This window comes from Ochrobactrum vermis, from assembly GCF_002975205.1.
Taxonomy (GTDB): Bacteria; Pseudomonadota; Alphaproteobacteria; order Rhizobiales; family Rhizobiaceae; genus Brucella; species Brucella vermis.
This window is the reverse complement of the sequence record NZ_PCOC01000001.1, coordinates 2,656,163-2,678,407: the sequence shown is the minus strand read 5'-3', so window position 1 is coordinate 2,678,407 and position 22,245 is coordinate 2,656,163. Positions and strand designations below refer to the sequence as shown.

Genomic DNA, 22,245 nt, shown 5'->3' with positions numbered 1-22,245 from the left:
GGCGTCATGCTTATCGTCTAAGTGACATACTTACTGCACGTCGACACGCTGACAACCATATATTAGCGAGCATCGCGCAATACGGCTTTATGCGGGCTGTTCAGAAGCTCGTGCTATCCTATGCTAAAAAGGGATACGCTTTTCACGGTCTCTGAATTTACCCCTCCGACCCAGGACATCGATAGGGAATCTCCGCAAAGCCCCGAACTCGCAACTCGGGGCTTCTATTTATCGATAATGGTGGGTGCCCTTATTTGCTTGCGGAAACAAACGCCGACATGCTGGTAATAAGCAGCATTCCGACAGTTGCACCTGCATCTTGAAGACCGATGGTCTTTTCCTGAAAAGCTGCCGCCTTGCCGTGCTGGGCAACCATCGTTTTGGTCGCTTCAAGAGCATCTTCGGCAGCTTTGGCGGCAGCTGCAAGCGCATCTGCCAGTGAGGCACCCGCTGATGCTTGTGCTTCAAGTGTTACGGCGACTGGATCAAGCACATCGAGAAGCGTCTTGTCGCCAACCTTTGCCTTGCCGCGCTCGGCAATGCCATCGCGATAAGCACGCCAGAAAGCCGCAATCTCAGCGGTGCCCAGCTCGTTGATGCCGTCACAGGCCTTGCTTGCACGCAGGAAGCCGGTTGCGGTCAGCGTACCCATGGTCGATGGCGCTACGCGTGCCATGGTAGTGCCAGCTGTGCGCAGAAGCTTGGCGACGCCTGCAGCCTCACCTTCCGCATGGACAGCTTCTGAAGCTGCTGCAAAGGCCTTGCTCATGGTGATGCCAAGATCGCTATCGCCAACCTTGCCGTCCAGCGCGATAAGGAATTCACGCTGTTCTGCAAAAAGCTGCTTCCAGCTATCGAAGAGGTCGATCAGATCAGATGCTGTGATGACGTTCATGACCGGACCTCAACCCGCAAAATGCTTGAAGAATGGGGTGTTAGCGGAAGCGGCAACCAGTGGCTCCAGTTCCTCATCCAGATGCAGCACGGAAACTGACGCGCCAGCCATTTCCATGGAAGTGGCAAACTCGCCGATCCAGACGTGCTTGACCTTGACGCCACGCTCGTCAAACAGCTGGGAAACCCGGCGGAACATGATGTAAAGCTCTTCAAGCGGCGTGCCGCCGAGACCATTGACCAGCACGGCAACTTCATCGCCCTTGGCATAGGCCTGCTCGGCGAAAATGCGTTCCATCAGCTCGTCGATAACCGCATCTGCACTGGCAAGCTTCTTGCGGCTGATGCCCGGTTCGCCATGGATGCCCATGCCGATTTCCATTTCATCTTCGCCGATGGAGAAGGTAGCGTGACCGATTTCCGGCACGACGCAGCTGGAGAGAGCAACGCCCATGGTGCGGGTGCGCAGGCGTGTTTTATCGGCAAGACGCGTCACTTCATCAAGCGACAGGCCGTTGGCGGCTGCTGCACCGGCTGCCTTGTAGACAAAGAAGATACCGGCGACGCCGCGACGCTTGTGTTCTTCGCCGACGACCGAGGAAGCCACATCATCATTGCCGACAACCTGCTTGACGGCGATGCCATCGAGATCAGCAAGTTCTGCTGCCATGTCGAAATTGATGATATCACCGCTGTAGTTGCCATAGATGTAGAGCACGCCTGCGCCCTGATCGATGGCCTTGGTGACCTGATACATCTGCTCCGAGCTTGGCGACTGGAAGACGCCGCCGACAGCCGCGCCATCAATCATGCCTTCGCCGATATAGCCGAGGAACAATGGCAAATGGCCTGAGCCGCCGCCCGTTGCAATGCCGACCTTGCCGGATTTGGTATTGGCTGTGACCATGCAGCGCTTGTCGTTGTCGACAAAGGTAAGCTCGGGATGTGCCCGATAGATGCCTTCGAGCATCTCATCCACGAAATTGACGGGATCGTTCAGGAATTTCTTCATGATTTCCTCTTGAAAGTATCGGGTTATTTCTTGCGTTGACTGGTGACGAAGAAGGCGGCGGCCAGCAGGATGAAGCAGCCTACGACGAGACGCTGCCATGTGCTGGGGATGCCGACGAGCACCAGAACACTGTTGATGACGGTGATGAGCAGCACACCAAGAAGGGTGCCGACGACGGTGCCGGTGCCGCCGGTGATGCGTGCACCACCCAGAACCACAGCGGCGATGACGGCGATTTCGGTTCCGACAAAATCGAAGGGGCTCGACTGGCGATTGGCGCAGACGTGGATGATGCCTGCAAGTCCGGCCAGACCACCTGCATAGCCGAACAGGAAGATATGGATGGTGCGCAGATTATAGCCGAGACGGCTTGCGATCTGGCTGTTACCACCCATTGCAAAAATCGCGCGGCCCATCAAAGTGCGGTTCAATATCCACCAGGTCAGGATTGCAGCCGCAGGCAGCACCAGAAAATAGAATGGCATGGTGATAGTTGCACCGGTTGCCGATTCAAACTGGAACAGCGGCAGGCGACCGAAAGCGCCCATTGTCGGAGGCAAGGACATGATCCAGACCGTGCCGACAAAAGCCAGCAGGAAGCCGCGGAAGAGATATTGCGTGCCGATGGTGACGATCAATGACGGCACATTCAGGTAATGCACCAGAAGACCGTTGAGAACACCAAGGAAAATGCCGCCAGCAATCGCCATCAAAATGATGAAGATGATCGGCAGTTCCGGCATATAGGCCTGCACCAGAAGCGTCAGCGAATAGACTGTCGTGGCGGCAATTGCCGTAAAGGAAACATCAATGCCGCCGGCGGCGAGAATGATGAAGACGCCAAGCGCAAATAGGCCCATTACCACACTGGCACGACCAATATCGATCAGTGTCGAGGCTTGCAGGAATGCAGGGTTGATGATCGAGACAATCGTGCAGATTGCCACGAGCAGAAAGAAAGTGATCGATTCCGGGCGCCTGCGAATGAAGTCACCCAACTTGAAGGATTGGGCACGGCCCAGATCATGTTGGTTCAGATTGGGCTGATATTGCGACGCACTCATTAGGCAATTTCCTTCTGCGACGACATCATGGCTTGATAGAGCTGATCTTCGGTGGCCTGTGCAGCATCCAGTTCTGCAACGATGCTCCCTGAGTTCATAACGAGAATGCGATCGGCATTCTGCAGAAGCTCCGGCAGATCATCGCTGACGATGATGAGGCCCATGCCAGCTTCGGCCAGCGCCTGAATTGCGCGGTAAATCGTGTCTTTTGATCCCACATCGACGCCAACGGTAGGGCCGTGCAGCACCAGAAGCTTGGGGGCAATGCTCAGCCAGCGACCGATCAAAACGCGCTGCTGATTGCCGCCCGAAAGCGCACCAACAGGCAGGTCCAGATTGGTTGTGTTAAGCCGCATCTCTTTCATCAGCGAGGCGGCAATGTTGCGGCCCTGTTTCTGGTCAACGATGCCGAGGCTGTTGCAGAGCTTTCTGAAGATCAGTGCGATCTCGTTTTGAAAGATCGACTTGTCGAGGAAAAGGCCTTCTGCAAGCCGGTCTTCCGGCACATAGCCTATGCCGCGCTCAATAGCTTCCGCAGGGCTTTTGACCTCGGTTACATTCCCTTCGAGGCGGATTGAACCGGAATGCGCAGGTACAACGCCGGTGATTGCCATGGCCAGCTCGTTGCGTCCGGAATCTGCAAGGCCGGTAATGCCGAGGATTTCGCCTTTTCGTAGGCGAAAGCCGATGTCCTTGAAACCCGATGCGGTAAGGCCGTCGAGTTTGAGCAGTTCAGCATCGCCGGGCTGTGCCGTGCGATAGCGCTCGGCGTCGATTTCCCGGCCGATCATCAGCTCGGAAAGCTGCTTCTTGGTGTAGTTTTCGATTGGGCCTTGTGCCACGCACTGGCCATCGCGGAAGACAACCGCATTGCCGCCGATGCGATAGCATTCATCAAGCTTGTGGGTCACGAAAAGCACGGCGACGCGCTCAGCGCGCAGGCGTTCAACGACTTCAATCAGATTGTCCACTTCGCGACGGGTCAGCGATGTGGTCGGCTCATCCATGATGACAAGCTTGGCGCGGGTTGCAATGGCGCGCGAAATGGCAACCAGCTGGCGCATGGCAAGCGGCAGTTCGGAAACGATTGTGTTCAGAAAGGCTTTGTCGGTGGGCAAGCCAACCGTGCTCAACGCACGTTCTGCAGTCTCGCGAAGCTGCGAAAGCTTGATGCTGCGGAACAGTCGACCATTGCCTTCGACGAGCTGCTCATTCAGCGCTACGTTTTCAGCGACGGTCAAATTGGGAATAAGTGACAGATCCTGATAGACGGTCTCGATGCCGGCTGCCAGCGACTGGATCGGGTTCAGCGAAGTATAGGTTTTACCATCGAGAATGATGTCGCCTTCGCTGGGCGCGTGAGCGCCGGACATGATCTTGATGACGGTGCTCTTGCCGCAACCATTTTCACCCAACAGGTGATAGGCCTGGCCAAGATCGATTGTCAGATCGATGCCGCGCAGCGCATGAACACCGCCAAACCGCTTATGAATATTACGCAGTTCGAGAAAGCGATCCGGAGACCGGCCGTTGCTCGTCCCATTCTTCGTCGTAGCTGACACGTTGAATTCCTTTGTCCTCGCACCGCTCGCCAAAGCGATTGGGCTGGCTGTAGGACCGCCTGGCTGTAATTGCCGCGCTAATGTCTTGATTTTATGGTTGTTCGTTCGGTTCAGGCGCCCGGATGCAACGAAGCATCCGGGCTTTTGACACCATCGCGTACGGCTGAACGATTTCCGCACACGATGGTCAGTCAGCCTGTAGTCACCCTCTTAGAACAGGTGTTCCTTGTAGGTAGCCTTGTCAGCGAGAACCATGCCGTTGCCGATGACGAGAAGGCCTTCGCCTGCCCCCTTCTTCACGCGCACGCTGTTGTAGCCTTCAACGCCAAGATCGGTGCCGTCCTTGACTTCCTTCTTTTCAAGGAACAGACGGGCGAGCGCATTCATCGCCATGCCAGCCTTCTGCGGGTCCCAGAAGCCGATTGCGGTGATCGCACCGGATTCAAGCAGATCAGCCGAAGGGTTTGGCAGGCCGGTGCCGACCAGACAGACCTTGCCGCTCAGGCCAGCTTCATCGATAGCGCGGCCAACGCCGAGAACGTCGTTACCGGCAGAGGTCTGGAAGCCCTTCAGGTCTGGATGCTTGCGCAGGATTTCCTTGGCCTTTTCATAGGTGCCGTTGGCGTCGTCGAAGGATTCGTTGTTCGGATCGACGAGCTGCATGTCAGCGTACTTCTTGGCGTTTTCTTCCGCTGCGCCAACCCACTGCATGTGCGTGCGGCTGCCGAGCGAGCCAACGAAGGTCGTCCACTTGCCACTCTTGCCCATGCATTCTGCCAGACGTTCGTTGAGTGCTGTGCCGTAATCGGCATTATCGAAGGCTTCGACGTCGGCCATGGTGTTGACCTGGTTGTCGGCTTCATGGGTCACAACAACGATGCCACGTTCCATGGCGCGCTTGAAGGTGCCTTCAAGAACAGCCGGATCCATTGGGACAACTGCAAGAGCGTTAACGCCCTTGGCAACCAGGTCCTGAACGATCTGAAGCTGCTGCGCTGCGTCAGATGTTGCAGGGCCGCTCTGCGTTGCAACCACATCAGGATTTGCCTTCTGATAGGCTTCAACACCGGTGTGCATGCGGTCGAACCAAGGAATACCGCTGATCTTGACGACAGTTGCGATAACCGGCTTTTCCTGTGCGACGAGCGTGCCCGCGCTGCCCGCGACGATTGCTGCGCCAATGACAGTGCCGGCGAGCAGTTTTTTCGTTACTGATTTCATGATTTCCTCCACGCTAACATTCCCCCAATGTCTATGGTCGGGTGCCTGAGGGTTGAGCACCGATATTTCCCTTTTGGCGATTGCCGAGGGTAAAGAATCCCGCGATGTCGTATTTTCCGACTGCGAGGAAGGCGAGCAGCAGCAAGCCCCAGGCGAAGTCGCGGACAAAATTGGAAAGGCCACCGAAGTTGAGCAGGCTGGACATGAGCTGCAGTGCAACTGCGCTCAGCACCACGCAGATCACGCGGCCATAGCCACCTTCCGGCTTAACGCCGGCCATGACGGCAATCAGAATGGCGACCAGAAGGTAAGAACTGCCATAATCGAACTTCACGTTGACGTTGCGTGCTGCGATGATGATGCCCGCAATCCCGGCCAGCAGGCCGCTGGTTGCATAGGTGGCAACCAGCACGCCATTGCGCGGAAAACCGGCAAAAACGGCGGCTTTCGGATTGGTTCCCATCAGCATCAGCCAATAACCGTAGGGCGTGAAGCGCACCACAGCAGCAATCAGCAACGCAACAGCGATAAAGATCAGGAAGCTGATCGGAACCGCCAGAAACATGTCGTTGCCGATGCGCGACAGCAGATCCGGGCTGCCAACCATGACGGCACGGCCGCCAGACACGACAACCGCAAGCCCCGTAAACGCCATCTGCGTGCCGAGCGTGCATAGGATTGGCGTGATATTGAAGCGCGCAATCAGCACACCGTTGACGATACCGCCTGCAAGGCCGATCACCAGTGCCAGTCCGATGAAAGCGAGGCTGAAGCCAAGCTGGTTTTCAGCGCTGGAAATGAACATCGAAACGATAACTGCGGAAAGTACGCCCGCCAGGTTGGCGAGAGCGATACCCGACAGGTCGATCCCGCCATTGCCAGCGCACATTGCCAGCATCACGCCGATTGCCAGAAGCCCGATCTCGGGTACTTGGCCTGCCATCGACTGCAGATTGAACAGGGATAGGAAAGATCCGCCCGAGATATACGCGCCAAGCGCGAGCAATCCGAGATTGATGACAACAAGCATAGCAAGCTGATTGCTTGTCTTCTGCATGGTCTCCTCCTACCATGTTTAGTAAACATTACCAATATTCACTAAATAAATGACGAGAAGGTTCATGGCTGTCAAGCGCAATATCTGCAGATTTTCATTGCCTGTGGATCGATTATATCCTAATCGGTTTAAAAATCGCCCGCATCGTTTACTAAACAAATGATGCAAATCAGGGTGTAAAGTCGACCGTTTTGCCGTTGAAAAGATTGGGCCTGTTAGTTCTTGATTTGAGAACCAAACCGGCAACATATTGAATCCGGTGCCATTTACGGATTTGAAGTTCTGGAGGGCAGATGCCATAGAAATGGCAGGCGCTTTCATTCCTGGAGCCAGCCTCCTTAACCGACTGCCTATAATCGTGCGGAGCATATGAAAAAGAAAAAGTCTTTTACGATCAGGGATATCGCAGAGACTGCCGGCGTTTCTCCGGCGACGGTTTCGCTCGTGCTCAACGGTAAGGGCGAAATTTCGGGAGAAACGCGTGCCCGCGTTCTCGAAGCTGTTTCCAGCCTCAATTATATTCCGCGAGCGTCAAAAACTGCGCCCAGTACCGGTGAAACGATCCGCTTTCTCAAGATTGCCAAGCATGGAGAGACGGTTAATCGCGATCACAGCGTTTTTGTATCCGATTATATTGATGGCATGTCATCGGAAGCGACACGCCGGAACTATACGCTGGAAGTGGTGAGCTTCGACGGGCAGCCGATCAGTGTGGTGGCGGAATCGCTTGCTGGCGCACCGGTGCGCGGTGTAATCGCGCTTGGGACCGAACTTTCGGCGGCGGATATCCATATGATACAGGGGCTTGGTCTGCCCACCGTGTTTATCGATACATTTTATGAGATCGTTGAAGCTAATTTCGTCGATATGAACAATGAGGATGCGGTCTTCAAGGTTCTGTCGCGTTTCAAACAGCTTGGCTTTTCGCGGATTGGCTTTGTTGCCAGCCATACGGAGACGACGAATTTCGGTCTTCGCCGCGACGCGTTTTTCAAGAATATGCAGCGTCTGGACCTGAAGGTTCATGAGCACGACATTCTCTCGGTGGAATCGACTTACGAAGGTGCGCATCGCGATACATGCGCCATGCTCCATTCCGGTCTTGATCTGGCCGAGTGCTATTTCTGCACGAATGATATCATTGCTTATGGCTTTATCCGGGCATTGAAGGAAAAAGGCCTCCGCATTCCAGACGATGTTTCGGTGATAGGATTCGATAATCTGCCGCAAAGCGCAACGATGGAACCGGGCCTCACAACGGTTGATGTCTCCAAGCGGAAAATCGGAAACCTTGCAGTCACTGTACTCGATGACTTGATCAATACCGCAGAACCGCAGCCGCCGATCAAGATTCTGGTTGGGGCAAACCTGATCTTGCGAGCCAGTGAAACGGCCCGCACCCGAAATAACGCCAGAAGCCACGAGTTCGGTTAGCCGAATATTGTCTGATGCGTTCCTTCGTAGATCGTGGCTTTGACGCCCGGTCTGATGTGTTTCGGCCAGCGTAATTGCGTTTACCAGCGAGGCCGAATCACGCCATTTTCTGAACGGAGAAGCGCCAGTCACGCTGTGTCGGCGTAATAAGTGCTTATGTAGCCAGTTCTAAACAAAATTATTGCAACCGCTTCTATCACTCCTTACCACTATAATCTGTCGCTGTATGCGCCGCGCCGGCGCTGTCTGACCGGGGGATAGGATGGACCGACCTTTCTCAGGACGCCTGTATGTCGTGCTGCTTTGCACCACAGTCCTTGCCGCTGGCATGATGCCGATTGTGGTGCCGCACTCCGCCAGGGCGCAGCAAGTGACCAAAGGCGGAGATGGAGGCGTTGGCGTCGGGAGTGACGGAAGTATTCCCGGTCAAGGCGGTGCAGGCGGCACATTTGACAATCCGAACGGTGAAGACGGGCGCGCGGCTAGCAATGGCGGCACCTGGGGTGCTGCAGGCAGCGGCGGCGGTGGTGGCGGTCCCGGCGGCGGTCAGGGTGGCCAGGCTGGTCAGCCTATGGCGGGCACCGACGGCCTTACTGCTGCCGCAGGTGGTGCGGGCGGCAATGGCGGCGGCCACGGCTACGTAGGTAACACACTGCCGACGTTCGGCGTAACAGGCAGTTTTGGCACGGCCGGCCAAGTCGGAGGTGACGAACAATATGCAGGTTCAGGCGGTGGCGGCGGCGCTGGTGGCTACGGTGCCATTGTTTCGAACGGCGGCACGGCCGAGATATTCTCCAACGAATTCTTTTCAGCTGGCAGCGGAGCCGCCGGCGGTGCTGGCGGCGATGGAAACGGTCGGGCAGGCAAAGGGGGCAATGGCGGCGACGGCGGCATCGGCGTGATCTTTTCGGGCCTTAACCTGACGATCTCCGGCTCGATCACCGCTGGCACCGGGGGTACGGGTGGTGAAGGAGGGGGCACCGGCAGTCTTAATGGTGTTGCCGGATCAGGGGGCAATGGTGGCCTTGGTGGTATTGGCCTGTCCTTCTTCGGCGATGCCCTGACGAACAGAAACCGGATCACCGGCGGCAATGGCGGCAATGGGGCAGATGGCCGGTACGGCGGTATCGGCGGCAATGGCGGCTCTGCTGGCGTTGGCGGCGCGGGTCTGTCTTTTTCCGGCGTTTTCGTGGGAAACTCCGGCTTGATTACCGGCGGCAACGGGGGCAGGGGCGGCCTTGGCGGCGGCTCTCCCAATGAAGGCGGTGATGGCGGCAATGGCGGCGACGGCGGTTTCGGAATCACGGCGACCAACTCGACAATCAACAATGCAGGCACAATAACAGGAGGCAGAGGCGGCGCTGCTGGTGTGCCTGGTTCCAGTCCTTCATCGCCTGGGAATATTGGCATTGCTGCTGTCGGCGGCGTTGGCATTTCCGGATCAAATCTGAGCATTGTTAATTCTGGTGCGATTTCGGGCGGTCTTGGCGGCGATGGTAATACCCGCGCCAATGCCATCATCTTCACGAGCGGTAATAACCGGCTGGAATTGCAAGGCGGCTACAGCATCAATGGCGATGTCGCGGCAAACGGCAACAACGACACGCTCGTTCTTGGCGGCAACACCAATCCCGCAGATGTATTTAACGTCAGCACCATCGGTGACCAGTTTCAAGGCTTCGAAGTCTTCTCGAAGACCGGCATGAGCACCTGGACGCTGGCAGGAACGACGACAGTCATGACACCCTGGACTATTAGTCAGGGCACACTTTCGATTTCGAATGATGCCAATCTCGGTAATGCAGCCGGCGCCCTGATATTCAATGGCGGCAAACTGGCAACCACCGCAGATATAAGCACCAACCGAGCCATCGCGCTTTTGGTAAATGGCGAGATCGATGTTGCCGCAAACACCCTGCTTGAATTATCGGGCAGCGTCAGCGGCGCTGGCAACCTCGTCAAGACGGGTGGGGGTGCCCTGCGTTTGAATGGCAGCAACGCCTATGGCAACACCGCCGTTGAGGGTGGCCAACTGATCGGCAACGCGTCTTCGTTCAGCGGCAACATTCTCAACAATGGCGAGGTCGTCTTCAATCAAACCCAGAATGACGTCTATGCCGGACAGTTGTCGGGACACGGCGCTTTTACCAAACTGGGCAGCGGTGCTCTCCTGTTTTCCGGCAACAGTTCGGCCTTTGTTGGCACCACCATGGTTGCTGACGGCACACTCTCGGTCAACGGCTCGCTCGGCGGTTCGCTCAATGTGACAAGCGGCGGCCGACTGCAGGGGACCGGCGTGGTCGGAACGACGACGGTTGCGACCGGCACAACGATCGCGCCCGGCAACTCCATCGGAACTCTAACGGTCAATGGCAATCTGGCGCTGCAACCCGGATCAACACTCGAAGTCGAGATCGCCGGGAGCGGCGCAGCGGACCTGGTTGATGTGAAAGGTATAGCGACGATTGCTGGCAGCACTGTTTCTGTTACCGCCATCGACCCGGAGACCAGCTATCGGACAGGACAAAACTATTCCATTCTGCATGCGGACGGCGGTGTCAGCGGAATTTTTGCGAATGCTGTTTCGAAATCGGCTTTTCTCAATTTGAATGTGAACTACACGCCAAACGATGTTCTGTTGAACATTGCGATCAAAGGCGAACCAACGGTGCCGACGACGCCAGTGCCTCCTGTCCTGTTCACAACGGTTACAGAGACCCGCAATCAGAATGGCACCGCTGGTGGACTGGATACGCTGGCACAGACGGGTTCGCCTCTTGCGCTCTATAACAGCTTGTTGATGCTGTCGGCGCCTGAGGCTCGGGCGGCCTTCGATAACCTCTCCGGTGAGGCTTATGCTGCAGCCAAGGGTGCATTGATCAATGACAGCCAGTTCATCCGCAATGCGGCGCTCGGCCGTTTGCAGCAGGCCTTCGGCGGTGCTCCGGCAACCTCGATCAATGCGCTGTCCTATGCTCCTTCGCAAAAGCCGGTTTCCGGCTCTGCCTCTGCCATCGACACCGTTGCTCCGGCCAGTATCGCTGCGGCACAAAACGGCTACACAGCCTGGGGCTATGCCTATGGTGCGTGGACGAGGCAGAATAGCGATGGCAATGCAGGCGATGTGAAGTCGTCCATCGGCGGCTTCGTTACCGGCATTGACGGTGTGGTTCTCGACACATGGCGTCTCGGGCTTCTGGCAGGCTATAGCCATTCCAGTTTCAGCGCGGATGATCGTGCTTCCTCAGGCAGCAGCGACAACTATACGCTCGGTGCCTATGCGGGGACCGAATGGAACCTCGACAATGGCAACGCTCTGGCATTCCGTTCCGGCCTTGCCTATACGTGGCACAACATCGACATGGATCGTTCTATTGCCTTTCCCGGCTTTGCCGATCGCCTGAACGCTGATTACGATGCTGGAACCTTCCAGGTATTCGGGGAAGTTGGCTACAAGCTGCCCTACAACAAGGCCCTCTTCGAGCCTTACGCCAATCTGGCCTATGTGCGGCTGAAGACGGATGGTTTTGCAGAAGAAGGCCTGACGGCCGCCGCCCTGTCAGTCAACTCCGACACGACGGATACCAGCTTCTCCACACTCGGGCTTCGCGCATCGACAGAATTTACTCTGGAAACGATCGCGACCACGGCACGAGCCGACATCGGCTGGCGCCATGCCTATGGCGATATCACGCCGATCTCCACCGCAAGTTTCATCGGCTCGGATGCCTTCACAGTATGGGGTCTTCCGATTGCCGAAGACGCCGCCCTTCTTGAAGCAGGGCTTGATTTCCGACTGACCGAGGACGCCACGCTTGGCCTATCCTATAATGGGCAGTTCGCATCCGGCGCCAAACAAAATGGTTTGAACGCTAAATTCAGCGTCAGCTTCTGATTGCGGCCTGTCCATCGTGTTGAACTCAAAGGCTGACTGAACGACTGAAAAGAAGCCCGTCGCAGCCATTCGCCACAGCCAAACTAAGCTGGCAAAACCACCAGCTTTCGCCAAGCGGGGCTCAAGTCAGAAACGGCATGATATCAACGCCGTCACCGGGAAACACTGTGAGGTGCGGATGGTCTCGAAAAAGCTGTGCGGCGGCATCGGCTGTTTCCGCTTCGACGACCAGATAGCCGCAGAACGGATTGGCGGCTTCGGCCACACCGTCCTTTGTCACACGCGTCGTCTTGCCTACCATGCCGCCTCGGTCGATGATGACTGATGCATTGCGTTCCTCCCATGCCGCCCACTGTGATACGCCCACAGTGTCGACGGCATCCTGCTTGGCTTTGGGCAGGCTTCGAAACGATGCGAGGTCTTCGGGCTTCATCGTGTAAACAGCAAGAAATCGGGGCACTGGCGTTTCCTTCTTCGACTTGGAGCCGCCATCAGTTTACAGGATGAGCGTTGGAAAGCACCCCTATTCGATCAGTAGTGCATCGTCATCGAGGGTCTGTCCGCGCACCTTGCGGAACATTTCGATGAGGTCTTCAACGCCGAGCGTCTTGCGCTTGTCGCCGGTGACGTCGAGCAGGATCTTGCCGCCATGCAGCATGATTGTACGATCGCCATAATCGAGCGCCTGACGCATGGAATGCGTGACCATGAGCGCCGTCAGCTTGTTCTCGGCAATCAATGTGCGGGTCAGTTCCATAACGAACTCCGCCATGCCGGGATCAAGCGCTGCCGTATGTTCGTCGAGCAGCAGAACTTCCGAACCGGCAAGCGTCGCCATGATGAGCGACAGTGCCTGGCGCTGACCGCCTGAAAGCAGTTCCATGCGGTCCTGCATGCGGTTTTCCAGCCCCAGATTAAGGCTTGCCACCCGCTCGCGAAACCATGCCCGACGGCCTGAATTGAGCGCATGGGTAAGACCGCGTCTCTTGCCGCGTGAAGCGGCGAGGGCAAGGTTTTCCTCGATTGTCAGCGTACCGCAACTGCCGGCAAGTGGATCCTGAAATACGCGGGCGACAAGGCCGGCGCGTTCGGCCGTCGATTTGCGCGTCACATCCTGCCCGCTGATGACGACCTTGCCAGCCGTCGGGATAACGTCGCCTGCCAGAACGCCCAGCATGGTCGATTTGCCGGCGCCATTGGACCCGATCACTGTCACGAAAGAGCCTTGCTCCATCGTCAGGTTGATCTTGTTCAGCACCTGCTTTTCCAGCGGAGTGCCGCGACCGAAGACGACCTCGAGGTTGGATACTTCGATCATGACGATGCTCCCCCGCGACGCAGGCGCGGCAATATCAGGGCGAAGGTGACGAGAAGCGCCGTGGCTATGTTGAGGTCGGAAGCCTGAAGCCCGACGATATCGCCATTGGAAAGCGCAAGCTGGATGGCAATACGATAGATGATCGAACCGGCCACGCAGCCAATGAGAATGACGAGGATAAGTCGCGAGCGCAGCAGCGTTTCACCGATGATGACCGCAGCAAGACCGACCACGATGGTGCCGACGCCGGAAGTCACATCTGCAAAGCCGTTTGTCTGGGCGAAAAGCGAGCCACCAAGCGCTACCAGTGCGTTCGAAAGCGCCATGCCGAGATAAATCTGCCTGTCGGTGCGAACGCCTTGCGCGCGCGCCATTCTTGGATTGGCACCGGTTGCACGCATGGCAAGACCCATGTCGCTTTCCAGAAAGCGCCAGACGATGAAGACCGCAATGGCAACCAGCACGAACAGGAACAGCGGACGCACGTAATATTCAGGGATGCCATGGCCGAAGAACGGCGACAGCATGGTGTCCTGATTGATGAGTGCGATGTTGGGACGTCCCATGACGCGCAGATTGACGGAGAACAGCGCGATCATGGTGAGAATGGAGGCGAGCAGATTGAGAATCTTGAAACGCACGTTCAGCGTCGCGGTCACAAGCCCGGCGGCTGCGCCGGCAATCATGGCGATCACCGCCGCCAGCCAGGCATTCACGCCCGCAATAATCAACACGCCGGTTACGGCGGCGCCCAGCGGAAACGAGCCGTCCACGGTCAGATCGGGGAAATCGAGCACGCGGAAAGCCAGATAGACGCCGATGGCGACAAAAGAGAAGACGAGGCCCAATTCGACCGCACCCCAGAAGGCGATCTGACTCACAATGTCATTCCTTGTTTCTCGCCGCGACCAAAACGAAAGAGGTCCGCGTCGAAGCGGCATCCATCGTCAGCGTTGCGAAAACCGGATATCCCGGCATTCCGCTCGGCCAGCTTCAGTCACGACCGGTTTTGATTTGAGTTCGTCTGGCAACCATCGGCTGCGCCAGATCATTCCCCGGTTGTTTATGCGAAACCGCATTTTTGCGGCTTTATATCCCACGCGGGATACAACCCACAAGTTCCAGTGTGCAAGCAATATCGCCGGGCGAGCCCCGAAATGCGGCACTTTGTGGGGCAATTGCAACATCGAGCGTTTTCCGCCTGGTTTCAGTCGTCGGAAATACTCTGTTTGTTTTTAACGCGCATCTTGCCCGAAAACCGGTTCCCGCTTTTCGGGATGCGCTCTAGCAAAAAGGCGAAGCCCTTTTGAGGCTCCGCCTTTTCCTGTTCTGCTTTCAAGCTCGATCAGTCGATCTTGCTGGTAGCGCGGTCGATAACGGCCTGCGGGAACTCGACGCCCATCTTCTTTGCAGCAGAAAGATTGATGACGAGATCGGTGCCCTTGGCAATGTCGACCGGAATATCGCCCGGCTTTTCACCCTTGAGGATCTTGACCACGACGGCACCCGTCTGCTTGCCGACATCGTAATAGTTGAAGCCAAGTGCTGCCAGTGCGCCACGCTTCACGGAATCCGTATCGGCGGTGAAGAGGGGCAGCTTGCTTTCCTCGGCGACACCGACGGCGCTTTCAAGAGCCGAAACGATGGTGTTGTCGGTCGGGACATACATGGCATCCGCACGGCCGACGAGGGCACGGGCAGCGCCCTGAACTTCTGCCGACTTGGTGGCAGCCGATTCAACGATTTCGATGCCTTCGGCGGAAGCTGCTTCCTTCAGCGCTGCCAGCAGCGAGACCGAGTTGGTTTCACCGGAATTGTAGAGATAGCCGAGCTTCTTGATGTTCGGCATCACTTCCTTGATGAGCTTGATATGCTCCACCACCGGCGACATGTCGGAAAGACCGGTGACGTTGCCGCCCGGCTTTGCCATGTCCTTGACGAGCTGCGCACCGACCGGATCGGAAACAGCCGTGAAGACAATCGGAATATCACGGGTTGCCGAAACGACGGCCTGCGCCGACGGCGTGGAGATCGGAACGATCACATCCGGGCCGTCGCCGACGAACTGGCGGGCGATCTGTGCTGCGGTTGCCGGGTTGCCCTGCGCGGACTGATAGACGAATTTGAGATTTTCGCCTTCCTTGTAACCAGCTTCGGCCAGCGCATCCTTCACGCCGTCGCGTGCGGCGTCGAGGGCCGGATGCTCAACAATGGCGGTTACGGCAACTGTTACGTCTTTTGCCTGTGCCGAGGTGGCAATGGCCGTTGCGGCCAGCAAGGCCAGAAGCGTAGAACGCATGAAAATCTCCCCTGTTTTGGTGCGTTGCTTATCGGCAAACACCTTTTCTCCAATAACCTCAGATTGAAGGTTTATCCGCCAGATTTGAGGCTTAATCGGGTCCGGATAGACTGTCAACGTGTCGGCAACGTGTCGGGCAACCTGTCAGAATAGGGCGCCCATGTCCCGCAACATGAAGCGACCTGGATTCAGACGCCGGTTTCAAATGCTGAACACTGTGTTCAGCGCCCTTTCAATCTGGCGGCGCGCTGCCATATTTGGCGATGACACTTATCGTTTGCCCGCAATCAGGGAACATCATCATGAAGAAAATCGGCTTTCTTTCTTTCGGCCACTGGTCGCCGTCGCCGCAATCGGGAACCCGCTCGGCTGGCGATGCACTTCACCAATCAATCGATCTGGCTGTTGCCGCCGAGGAACTGGGGGCCGATGGCGCCTATTTCCGCGTGCACCATTTTGCGCGCCAGCTCGCTTCACCCTTTCCACTTCTGGCGGCAGTTGGCGCCAAAACGAGCAAGATCGAGATCGGCACCGCCGTCATCGACATGCGCTATGAAAATCCGCTCTATATGGTCGAAGATGCCAGCGCTGCAGATTTGATCTCCAAGGGCCGTCTGCAGCTCGGCATCAGCCGTGGCTCACCCGAACAGGTGATCGATGGCTGGCGCTATTTCGGCTACGAGCCGGAAGAGGGCAAGACCGATGCCGATATGGGCCGCCAGCATGGCGAGGTGTTCTTTGAAGCGCTGAAGGGACGGGGCTTTGCCCAGCCAAACCCGCGTCCGATGTTTCCGAACCCTCCCGGTCTGCTGCGCATCGAGCCGCATTCGGAAGGACTTCGGGATCGCATCTGGTGGGGCGCTGCATCGGATGCCACGGCGATCTGGGCCGGAAAGCTTGGCATGAATCTGCAAAGCTCAACCTTGAAGAAGGACGAGTCAGGCGAGCCGCTGCATATTCAGCAGGCCAAGCAGATTCGCGCCTATCGTGAAGCCTGGAAGGAGGCCGGACATACGCGCGAACCGCGTGTTTCGGTGAGCCGCAGCATCTTCGCGCTGGTCGATGATCGCGACCGGGCCTATTTCGGCAATGGCGGCAAGGAGCAGGATTCTATCGGCTATATCGAGGAAGATCTGCGGGCTGTCTTTGGCCGGTCCTATGCGGCAGAGCCTGATCAGCTCATCAAGGAGCTTGCCAAGGACGAGGCGGTTGCCGAAGCCGATACGCTGCTTCTCACCGTGCCGAACCAGCTTGGCGTCGAGTACAACGCGCATGTGATCGAGTCGATCCTCAAGCATGTTGCGCCGGGCCTTGGCTGGCGGTGATTTGGAAGAGCAGGCGGTGAAAGCATGTCTCCCGAAAGTGGGAACCGGTTTCGGGATCAAGACATGCGCCGAACACAGAGCCGCCTGCTTTCACGATATGCCATGAACGGCCAAAAGCTGTTTCATGCGGCTGATGGCAAGGTCTGGCCGGTCGAGCACATTGGCCTGATCGGCGAGACGGAATATGTCGGCGTAATGCAAAATGCCACGCGCCGACTGCATTCTAGCCGGCATGGTGAAATGGCTCTGGTGACCATTGAGCCAGGCGAGGAACACGATGCCTGCCTTGTAATATTGCGTCGGTGCTTCAAAGATTTTGCGCGATAGCGGTACAGTTGGTTCGATGATCGCGCGGAAGCGCGCATTGTCACCAGCCGCCAGAGACACCAGCGCGCTGGAAGCCTGCGGGGCGACCGCATCGAAAATGCCGAGCAGCGCATGGCTGTGCTTGTTGCCGTCGCCCTCGATCAGCGGCGCATAGTTGAAATCATCGCCTGTGAAACAGAGTACGCCCTCCGGCAACCGGTCGCGCAGCGCAAGTTCGTAGCGCTCTTCGAGCAACGAAATCTTGATGCCCTCTACCTTGTCGCGGTTGGCCTCGATGATGCCGATGACCGTATCCAGCGCATCCTCGAAACGCGAAGAACCCCAATAGCCCTTAAGCTGCGGATCGAACATGTCGCCCAACCAGTGCAGTACGACTTTCTCGCGGGCATTGGAGAGAATGTGCCCATAAACCTTGGCATAATCGTCCGGGGACTGGGCAATGCGGGCAAGCGCACGGCTTGCCATCAGGATGAAACGCCCGCCGTGTTTCTCGATGAAACCAGCCTGTGTCTCATAAGCCCTGATGACGTCATCAAGACTTTTTGCTTCCGCCGGATCGAGATGATCGGTGCCTGCGCCGCTGGCGAGATCGGCGCCCGCTACGGTCTTGCTTTCTGCCAGCGCGCGGCGGATCAATTCCTGCGCCCCCGCCCAGTTCAGCCCCATGCCGCGCTGTGACGTGTCCATTGCTTCAGCGATCTTGAAACCGAGGCTCCAGAGATGATGGCGGAAGGCCATGGTTGCGTCCCAGTCTATCGCGGGTTCGTTCCATGGACGGGTATCTTTCAGCGGATTCGAGACAACATGCGCAGCCGCATAGGCAATGCGATTGAACTGCGGTGGGCTTGCGGGACGTGAGGTCGACGTCCCGCTCAATGCGTAGGAACTCAGGCTTCCATTGCCATCCGGCAAGATCACTTGATGGTCACTCATGCCTTATCGTTCCTCCGCTTGAATATTCGATTGTTGTTTTAGAACGTTCCAAATGGCAATTCGAGCAAAAATTACGGCAAAAATGTGATTTGAGTACTTTTAGGTACGAAATGCGTATTTTCTCAAAAATCTTGTACCAAAACCGGCTTTCAATTATGGCGAAGTGAAGGCAAATAGCGGTTTAAGTCTCTTCTCTTGACAGTATTGGAACGTTCCAATTAAATCAGTGGCGGAAATTGGAGCAGATCATGAGCAAGAGCAGCGTCACCGTTATCGACATTGCACGCGAGGCTGGCGTGTCGAAATCGACCGTGTCGCTGGTGCTGCGGGATAGTCCGCTGGTTCATGCCGAAACGCGGGTCAAGGTTCAGGAAACAATCGAGAAGCTCGGTTATGTTTATAATCGCTCGGCTGCCAATCTGCGTCAGTCGAAATCCAAGATCATCGGGCTGGTCGTCAACGATCTGACCAACAGCTTCTTTGCCGAACTGGCCGTCGGCATAGACCGCGTTATGCAGTCGGCGGGCTATGTGCAGTTTCTGGCCAATACGGCGGAAAGCATAGACCGGCAGCGTGAGGTGATCGCCTCCATGCGCGAACATGGCATTGCCGGGCTGATCATTTCACCGGCGCGTGGCACCGAGTCTGGCGATCTGAAGCCGCTGGCGAAAAGCGGCCTGCCTGTTGTGCAGATGGTGCGCGATGTGCCGGGTTCCGGCGTTTCGTCCATTCTGTCCGACAATCGCGGCGGTGTGGCGAAGGCCGTCGAGCATCTGGTTGGTCTCGGTCACAGGAATATCGCCTTCATGGGCGGCTATGCGGATACGGCGGTGTTTGCTGAACGTGTTTCCGGCTATCGCGCCGGTCTGGAGCAGGCGGGTCTCGCCTTTGACGAGGCGCTGGTCTTCACATCGGCGCCGTCGCGGGCAGGCGGTGTGGAAGCGGTGGAGCGCATGTTGCTGCTGGGTGCAAAGCCGACGGCTACGGTGTGTTTCAACGATGCGGTGGCGTTTGGCGTTTGTGACGGCTTGCGCGCCGCGCATCTGGAACCGGGGCTCGATTTCGGCGTGGTCGGCTTTGACGATGTGATCGAAGCAAAGACGGCGGTGCCCGCATTAACAACGGTGTCGGTCGATCCGCAGGGGATGGGCGAGCGGGCGGCACAGCTTCTGTTGAAGCAGATCAATTCGGAACGGGTGGAGGCGGAGGCGCAGCGTTTGGCGGTGCGTCTTGCGGTGCGCGCAAGCTGTGGCGCGCAGACCAAAAGGGAGGAGAAACACCAATGGCAAAGTGGGGCCTTATAGGCGCAAGCACGATTGCGAAAGAGTGGGTGATCGGAGCCATTCGCGCGACCGGCGGCGAAGTCGTTTCGGTTTACAGCACCAATGCCGCGCGCGGTGAAACTTACGCCCGCGAAAACGGGATTGCCCGCGCGGTGACAAGCCTTGATGCGCTGCTGGGCGATCCGGAAATCGAAGCGGTCTATATCTCCACCACCAATGAACTGCATCGCGATCAGGCGATTGCTGCCGCCAGAGCGGCTAAACATATCCTTTGTGAAAAGCCGCTGGCGCTGACGATTGGCGATGCCCATGCCATGCTGAAGGCCGTGCGCGAAGCGGGTGTGGTGGCTGGCACCAACCATCATTTGCGCAATGCTGCAAGCCACCGCGCCATGCGTGATGCCATCGCCCAGGGCAGGATCGGCAAGGTGCTTGGCGCGCGGGTTTTCCATGCGGTTTATCTGCCGCCGCATTTACAGGGCTGGCGCATCGAGCGGCCGGATGCCGGTGGCGGTGTCATCCTCGATATCACCGTGCATGATGCCGACACGCTGCGTTTCGTGCTGGGCGAAAATCCGGTCGAAGCCTTGGCTTTCAGCCAGCAAGGGGGCCTAGAGGGTAAGATGGGCGGCGCTGGGCTGGAAGACGGTGTGATGGGGGTGCTGCGCTTCTCCTCCGGCGCGATTGCCCAGTTCCACGATGCTTTCACCACCAAATATGCCGAAACCGGCTTTGAAGTGCATGGCAGCGAAGGCTCGCTGGTGGCGCGCAATGTGATGACGCAAAAGCCGGTTGGTTCGGTGCTACTGCGCGATCAAAACGGCGAGCGCGAATTGCCGCTCGACCAGAAAAATCTCTACGAAACTGCCTTGCAGGCCTTTCATAACGCCATTGCTGGCAAGGGCCAGCCTTCTGCAACACTGGAAGACGGCATCTGGTCGCTCGCCACCGGGCTTGCGGTCGCTGAAGCCGCCAAGACCGGCAAGGCAACCGCCGTTCAATCTGGACTCTGAACACCATGAACAAGCATATTTCGGCTGCGGAAGCGGCTGCACTCATCCCCGACAATGCTGTCGTTTCGGTCTCTTCATCGAGCGGTCTCGGCTGCCCCGACCTGACGCTGAAAGCGATTGGCGAGCGGTTTGACGAAACCGGCCATCCCAAAAATATCACCACGCTGCATCCGATTGCGGCAGGCGATATGAGCGGCATCAAGGGGGTGGATTACATCGCCAAGCCGGGATTGTTGAAAAAGATCATCGGCGGTTCCTATCCGTCCGGCCCGTCCAGCGCCGAACCGCCGCTGATCTGGCAGATGATCACCAATAATGAGATCCCGGCCTATAATGTCCCATCAGGCATTCTGTTCGATATGCATCGCGAGGCGGCGGCCAAGCGCCCCGGCGTGCTGACCAAGGTGGGGCTCGATACATTTGTCGATCCCAAGCGTCAGGGCACGGCGATGAATGACAAGGCCGCGCTGGAACCGGTTGTGAAACATGTCAGCTTCGAAGGCGAGGACTGGCTCTATTTTCCGGCTATTATCCCGCAAGTGGCGATCATACGCGCAACGACGGCAGATGAACGCGGCAATCTCACCTATGAGCATGAGGGCGCTTATCTTGGCGGTCTCGATCAGGCGTTGGCCGCGCGCAACAATGGCGGCATCGTCATTGCGCAGGTGAAGCGCATCGCCAAGGAAGGCACGCTGAAGCCGCATGATGTGCGGGTGCCGGGTGTTCTGGTCGATTATATCGTGGTCGATCCCGACCAGAAGCAGACGACGCAGACGCTCTACGACCCGGCGATTTCGGGCGAGATTTTCCGTCCGCTGGACACGTTCCGTCTGGCCGAGTTCAATATCCAGAAGGCGATTGCGCGCCGTGTTTCGCAGGAATTGCAGGCGGGCAGCGCCGTCAATCTCGGCTTCGGCATTTCCGCCAATGTACCGCGCATTTTGCTGGAAGAAGGCCTGCACGGTGCCGTGACATGGGTGATCGAGCAGGGTGCTGTCGGCGGCGTGCCGCTGCTGGATTTTGCCTTTGGCTGCGCAGCGAATGCGGACGCCTATATGCCATCGCCCTATCAGTTCACCTATTTTCAGGGCGCGGGGTTTGACGCCTCGCTTTTGTCCTTCCTTGAGATCGGACGCGACGGCTCGGTCAATGTGTCGAAACTGTCATTCCGTCCGCATGTCACTGCAGGGGCAGGCGGCTTTGTCGATATCACGGCAAGGGCCAGAAAGATTGTCTTCTCCGGCATGTTCAATGCGGGTGCGAAATTGTCGGTCGCCGATGGCAAGCTGGTGATCGAGAAGGAAGGCAAGCTGAAAAAGCTCGTCAATGAGGTCGAGCATGTCACCTTCTCGGGCCCCCGCAGCGTCGCGCAGGGGCAGGACATTACCTATGTCACCGAACGCGCGGTGATGAAGCTGACGCCGCAAGGCATTGTACTCACCGAGATTGCGCCGGGTGTGGATTTGCAGACGCATATTCTCGATCAATCCGAATTTCCGCTGATCGTTTCGGACAAGCTTAAGACCATGGATCAGGCGCTGTTCCGAGAGGAGCCGATTGGCCTCACGCTGCCGCAAAAACCGGCGCGAAAGCTGGAGGCGTGAG

Annotated in this window: 17 protein-coding genes; 6 read left to right on the top strand and 11 right to left on the bottom strand. The window is 57.4% G+C overall.

All coding sequences use genetic code 11. From position 1 onward, the window contains the following. Positions 1–250 precede the first annotated feature (250 nt). The 6 genes from CQZ93_RS13350 to CQZ93_RS13325 form a co-directional block, all read right to left on the bottom strand. On the bottom strand, positions 251–895 hold the full coding sequence (locus CQZ93_RS13350) for a dihydroxyacetone kinase family protein (RefSeq protein WP_105542974.1): 645 nt from the start codon (positions 893–895) through the stop codon (positions 251–253). Positions 896–904: 9 nt separating this feature from the next. Then, on the bottom strand, positions 905–1,906 hold the full coding sequence (locus CQZ93_RS13345; RefSeq protein WP_105542973.1) for a dihydroxyacetone kinase subunit DhaK: 1,002 nt from the start codon (positions 1,904–1,906) through the stop codon (positions 905–907). 23 nt (positions 1,907–1,929) lie between these two features. Then, positions 1,930–2,970, bottom strand: coding sequence for an ABC transporter permease (locus tag CQZ93_RS13340; protein ID WP_105542972.1), 1,041 nt, complete (start codon positions 2,968–2,970; stop codon positions 1,930–1,932). Continuing rightward, positions 2,970–4,532 carry a sugar ABC transporter ATP-binding protein gene (locus CQZ93_RS13335; protein WP_105542971.1) on the bottom strand — a complete coding sequence of 521 codons (1,563 nt, stop codon included), beginning with the start codon at positions 4,530–4,532 and terminating at the stop codon, positions 2,970–2,972. The genes CQZ93_RS13340 and CQZ93_RS13335 overlap by 1 nt, the downstream gene beginning before the upstream one ends. 210 nt (positions 4,533–4,742) lie before the next feature. Next, positions 4,743–5,753 carry a substrate-binding domain-containing protein gene (locus tag CQZ93_RS13330; protein WP_105542970.1) on the bottom strand — a complete coding sequence of 337 codons (1,011 nt, stop codon included), beginning with the start codon at positions 5,751–5,753 and terminating at the stop codon, positions 4,743–4,745. Between the two features lie 31 nt (positions 5,754–5,784). Further along, positions 5,785–6,810: an ABC transporter permease gene (locus CQZ93_RS13325; protein WP_094544576.1), complete on the bottom strand. Its 1,026-nt coding sequence runs from the start codon at positions 6,808–6,810 to the stop codon at positions 5,785–5,787. Positions 6,811–7,179: 369 nt separating this feature from the next. Here CQZ93_RS13325 and CQZ93_RS13320 point away from each other — a divergent pair, with 369 nt between their 5' ends. Both CQZ93_RS13320 and CQZ93_RS13315 read left to right on the top strand, forming a co-directional pair. After that, positions 7,180–8,244 (top strand): LacI family DNA-binding transcriptional regulator, encoded by a 1,065-nt coding sequence (locus CQZ93_RS13320; RefSeq protein WP_105542969.1) that lies wholly within the window; start codon positions 7,180–7,182, stop codon positions 8,242–8,244. Between the two features lie 262 nt (positions 8,245–8,506). Beyond that, positions 8,507–12,139, top strand: coding sequence for an autotransporter outer membrane beta-barrel domain-containing protein (locus tag CQZ93_RS13315; protein ID WP_105542968.1), 3,633 nt, complete (start codon positions 8,507–8,509; stop codon positions 12,137–12,139). 121 nt (positions 12,140–12,260) lie between these two features. Here the strand turns inward: CQZ93_RS13315 and CQZ93_RS13310 are convergent, their stop codons facing one another. From CQZ93_RS13310 to CQZ93_RS13290, 4 genes are all read right to left on the bottom strand, one after another. Next, positions 12,261–12,599 (bottom strand): hypothetical protein, encoded by a 339-nt coding sequence (locus tag CQZ93_RS13310; protein WP_181153351.1) that lies wholly within the window; start codon positions 12,597–12,599, stop codon positions 12,261–12,263. A gap of 63 nt (positions 12,600–12,662) precedes the next feature. Continuing rightward, positions 12,663–13,457 carry an ABC transporter ATP-binding protein gene (locus CQZ93_RS13305; RefSeq protein WP_105542966.1) on the bottom strand — a complete coding sequence of 265 codons (795 nt, stop codon included), beginning with the start codon at positions 13,455–13,457 and terminating at the stop codon, positions 12,663–12,665. After that, complete coding sequence (locus CQZ93_RS13300; RefSeq protein ID WP_105542965.1) at positions 13,454–14,338, bottom strand: ABC transporter permease; 885 nt, start codon at positions 14,336–14,338, stop codon at positions 13,454–13,456. The genes CQZ93_RS13305 and CQZ93_RS13300 overlap by 4 nt, the downstream gene beginning before the upstream one ends. A gap of 464 nt (positions 14,339–14,802) precedes the next feature. Beyond that, on the bottom strand, positions 14,803–15,756 hold the full coding sequence (locus CQZ93_RS13290) for an ABC transporter substrate-binding protein (RefSeq protein ID WP_105543312.1): 954 nt from the start codon (positions 15,754–15,756) through the stop codon (positions 14,803–14,805). Between the two features lie 302 nt (positions 15,757–16,058). Between CQZ93_RS13290 and CQZ93_RS13285 the strand changes: the two genes are divergently transcribed. After that, positions 16,059–17,081 carry an LLM class flavin-dependent oxidoreductase gene (locus CQZ93_RS13285; protein WP_105542963.1) on the top strand — a complete coding sequence of 341 codons (1,023 nt, stop codon included), beginning with the start codon at positions 16,059–16,061 and terminating at the stop codon, positions 17,079–17,081. A 90-nt stretch (positions 17,082–17,171) separates the two neighbouring features. Here CQZ93_RS13285 and CQZ93_RS13280 read toward each other — a convergent pair whose 3' ends face one another. Next, positions 17,172–18,341, bottom strand: coding sequence for a dihydrodipicolinate synthase family protein (locus tag CQZ93_RS13280; RefSeq protein WP_105542962.1), 1,170 nt, complete (start codon positions 18,339–18,341; stop codon positions 17,172–17,174). A gap of 248 nt (positions 18,342–18,589) precedes the next feature. On the opposite strand from CQZ93_RS13280, the gene CQZ93_RS13275 reads away from it, so the two are divergent. From CQZ93_RS13275 to CQZ93_RS13265, 3 genes are read left to right on the top strand one after another with little or no spacing between them, the layout of a single operon-like run. Next, entirely contained in the window at positions 18,590–19,645 is a 1,056-nt protein-coding gene (locus tag CQZ93_RS13275; protein WP_105542961.1) for a LacI family DNA-binding transcriptional regulator, read from the top strand. Then, positions 19,624–20,637 carry a Gfo/Idh/MocA family protein gene (locus CQZ93_RS13270; protein WP_105542960.1) on the top strand — a complete coding sequence of 338 codons (1,014 nt, stop codon included), beginning with the start codon at positions 19,624–19,626 and terminating at the stop codon, positions 20,635–20,637. The genes CQZ93_RS13275 and CQZ93_RS13270 overlap by 22 nt, the downstream gene beginning before the upstream one ends. Before the next feature lie 5 nt (positions 20,638–20,642). Beyond that, positions 20,643–22,244: an acyl CoA:acetate/3-ketoacid CoA transferase gene (locus CQZ93_RS13265; RefSeq protein WP_105542959.1), complete on the top strand. Its 1,602-nt coding sequence runs from the start codon at positions 20,643–20,645 to the stop codon at positions 22,242–22,244. Position 22,245: the final 1 nt, after the last annotated feature.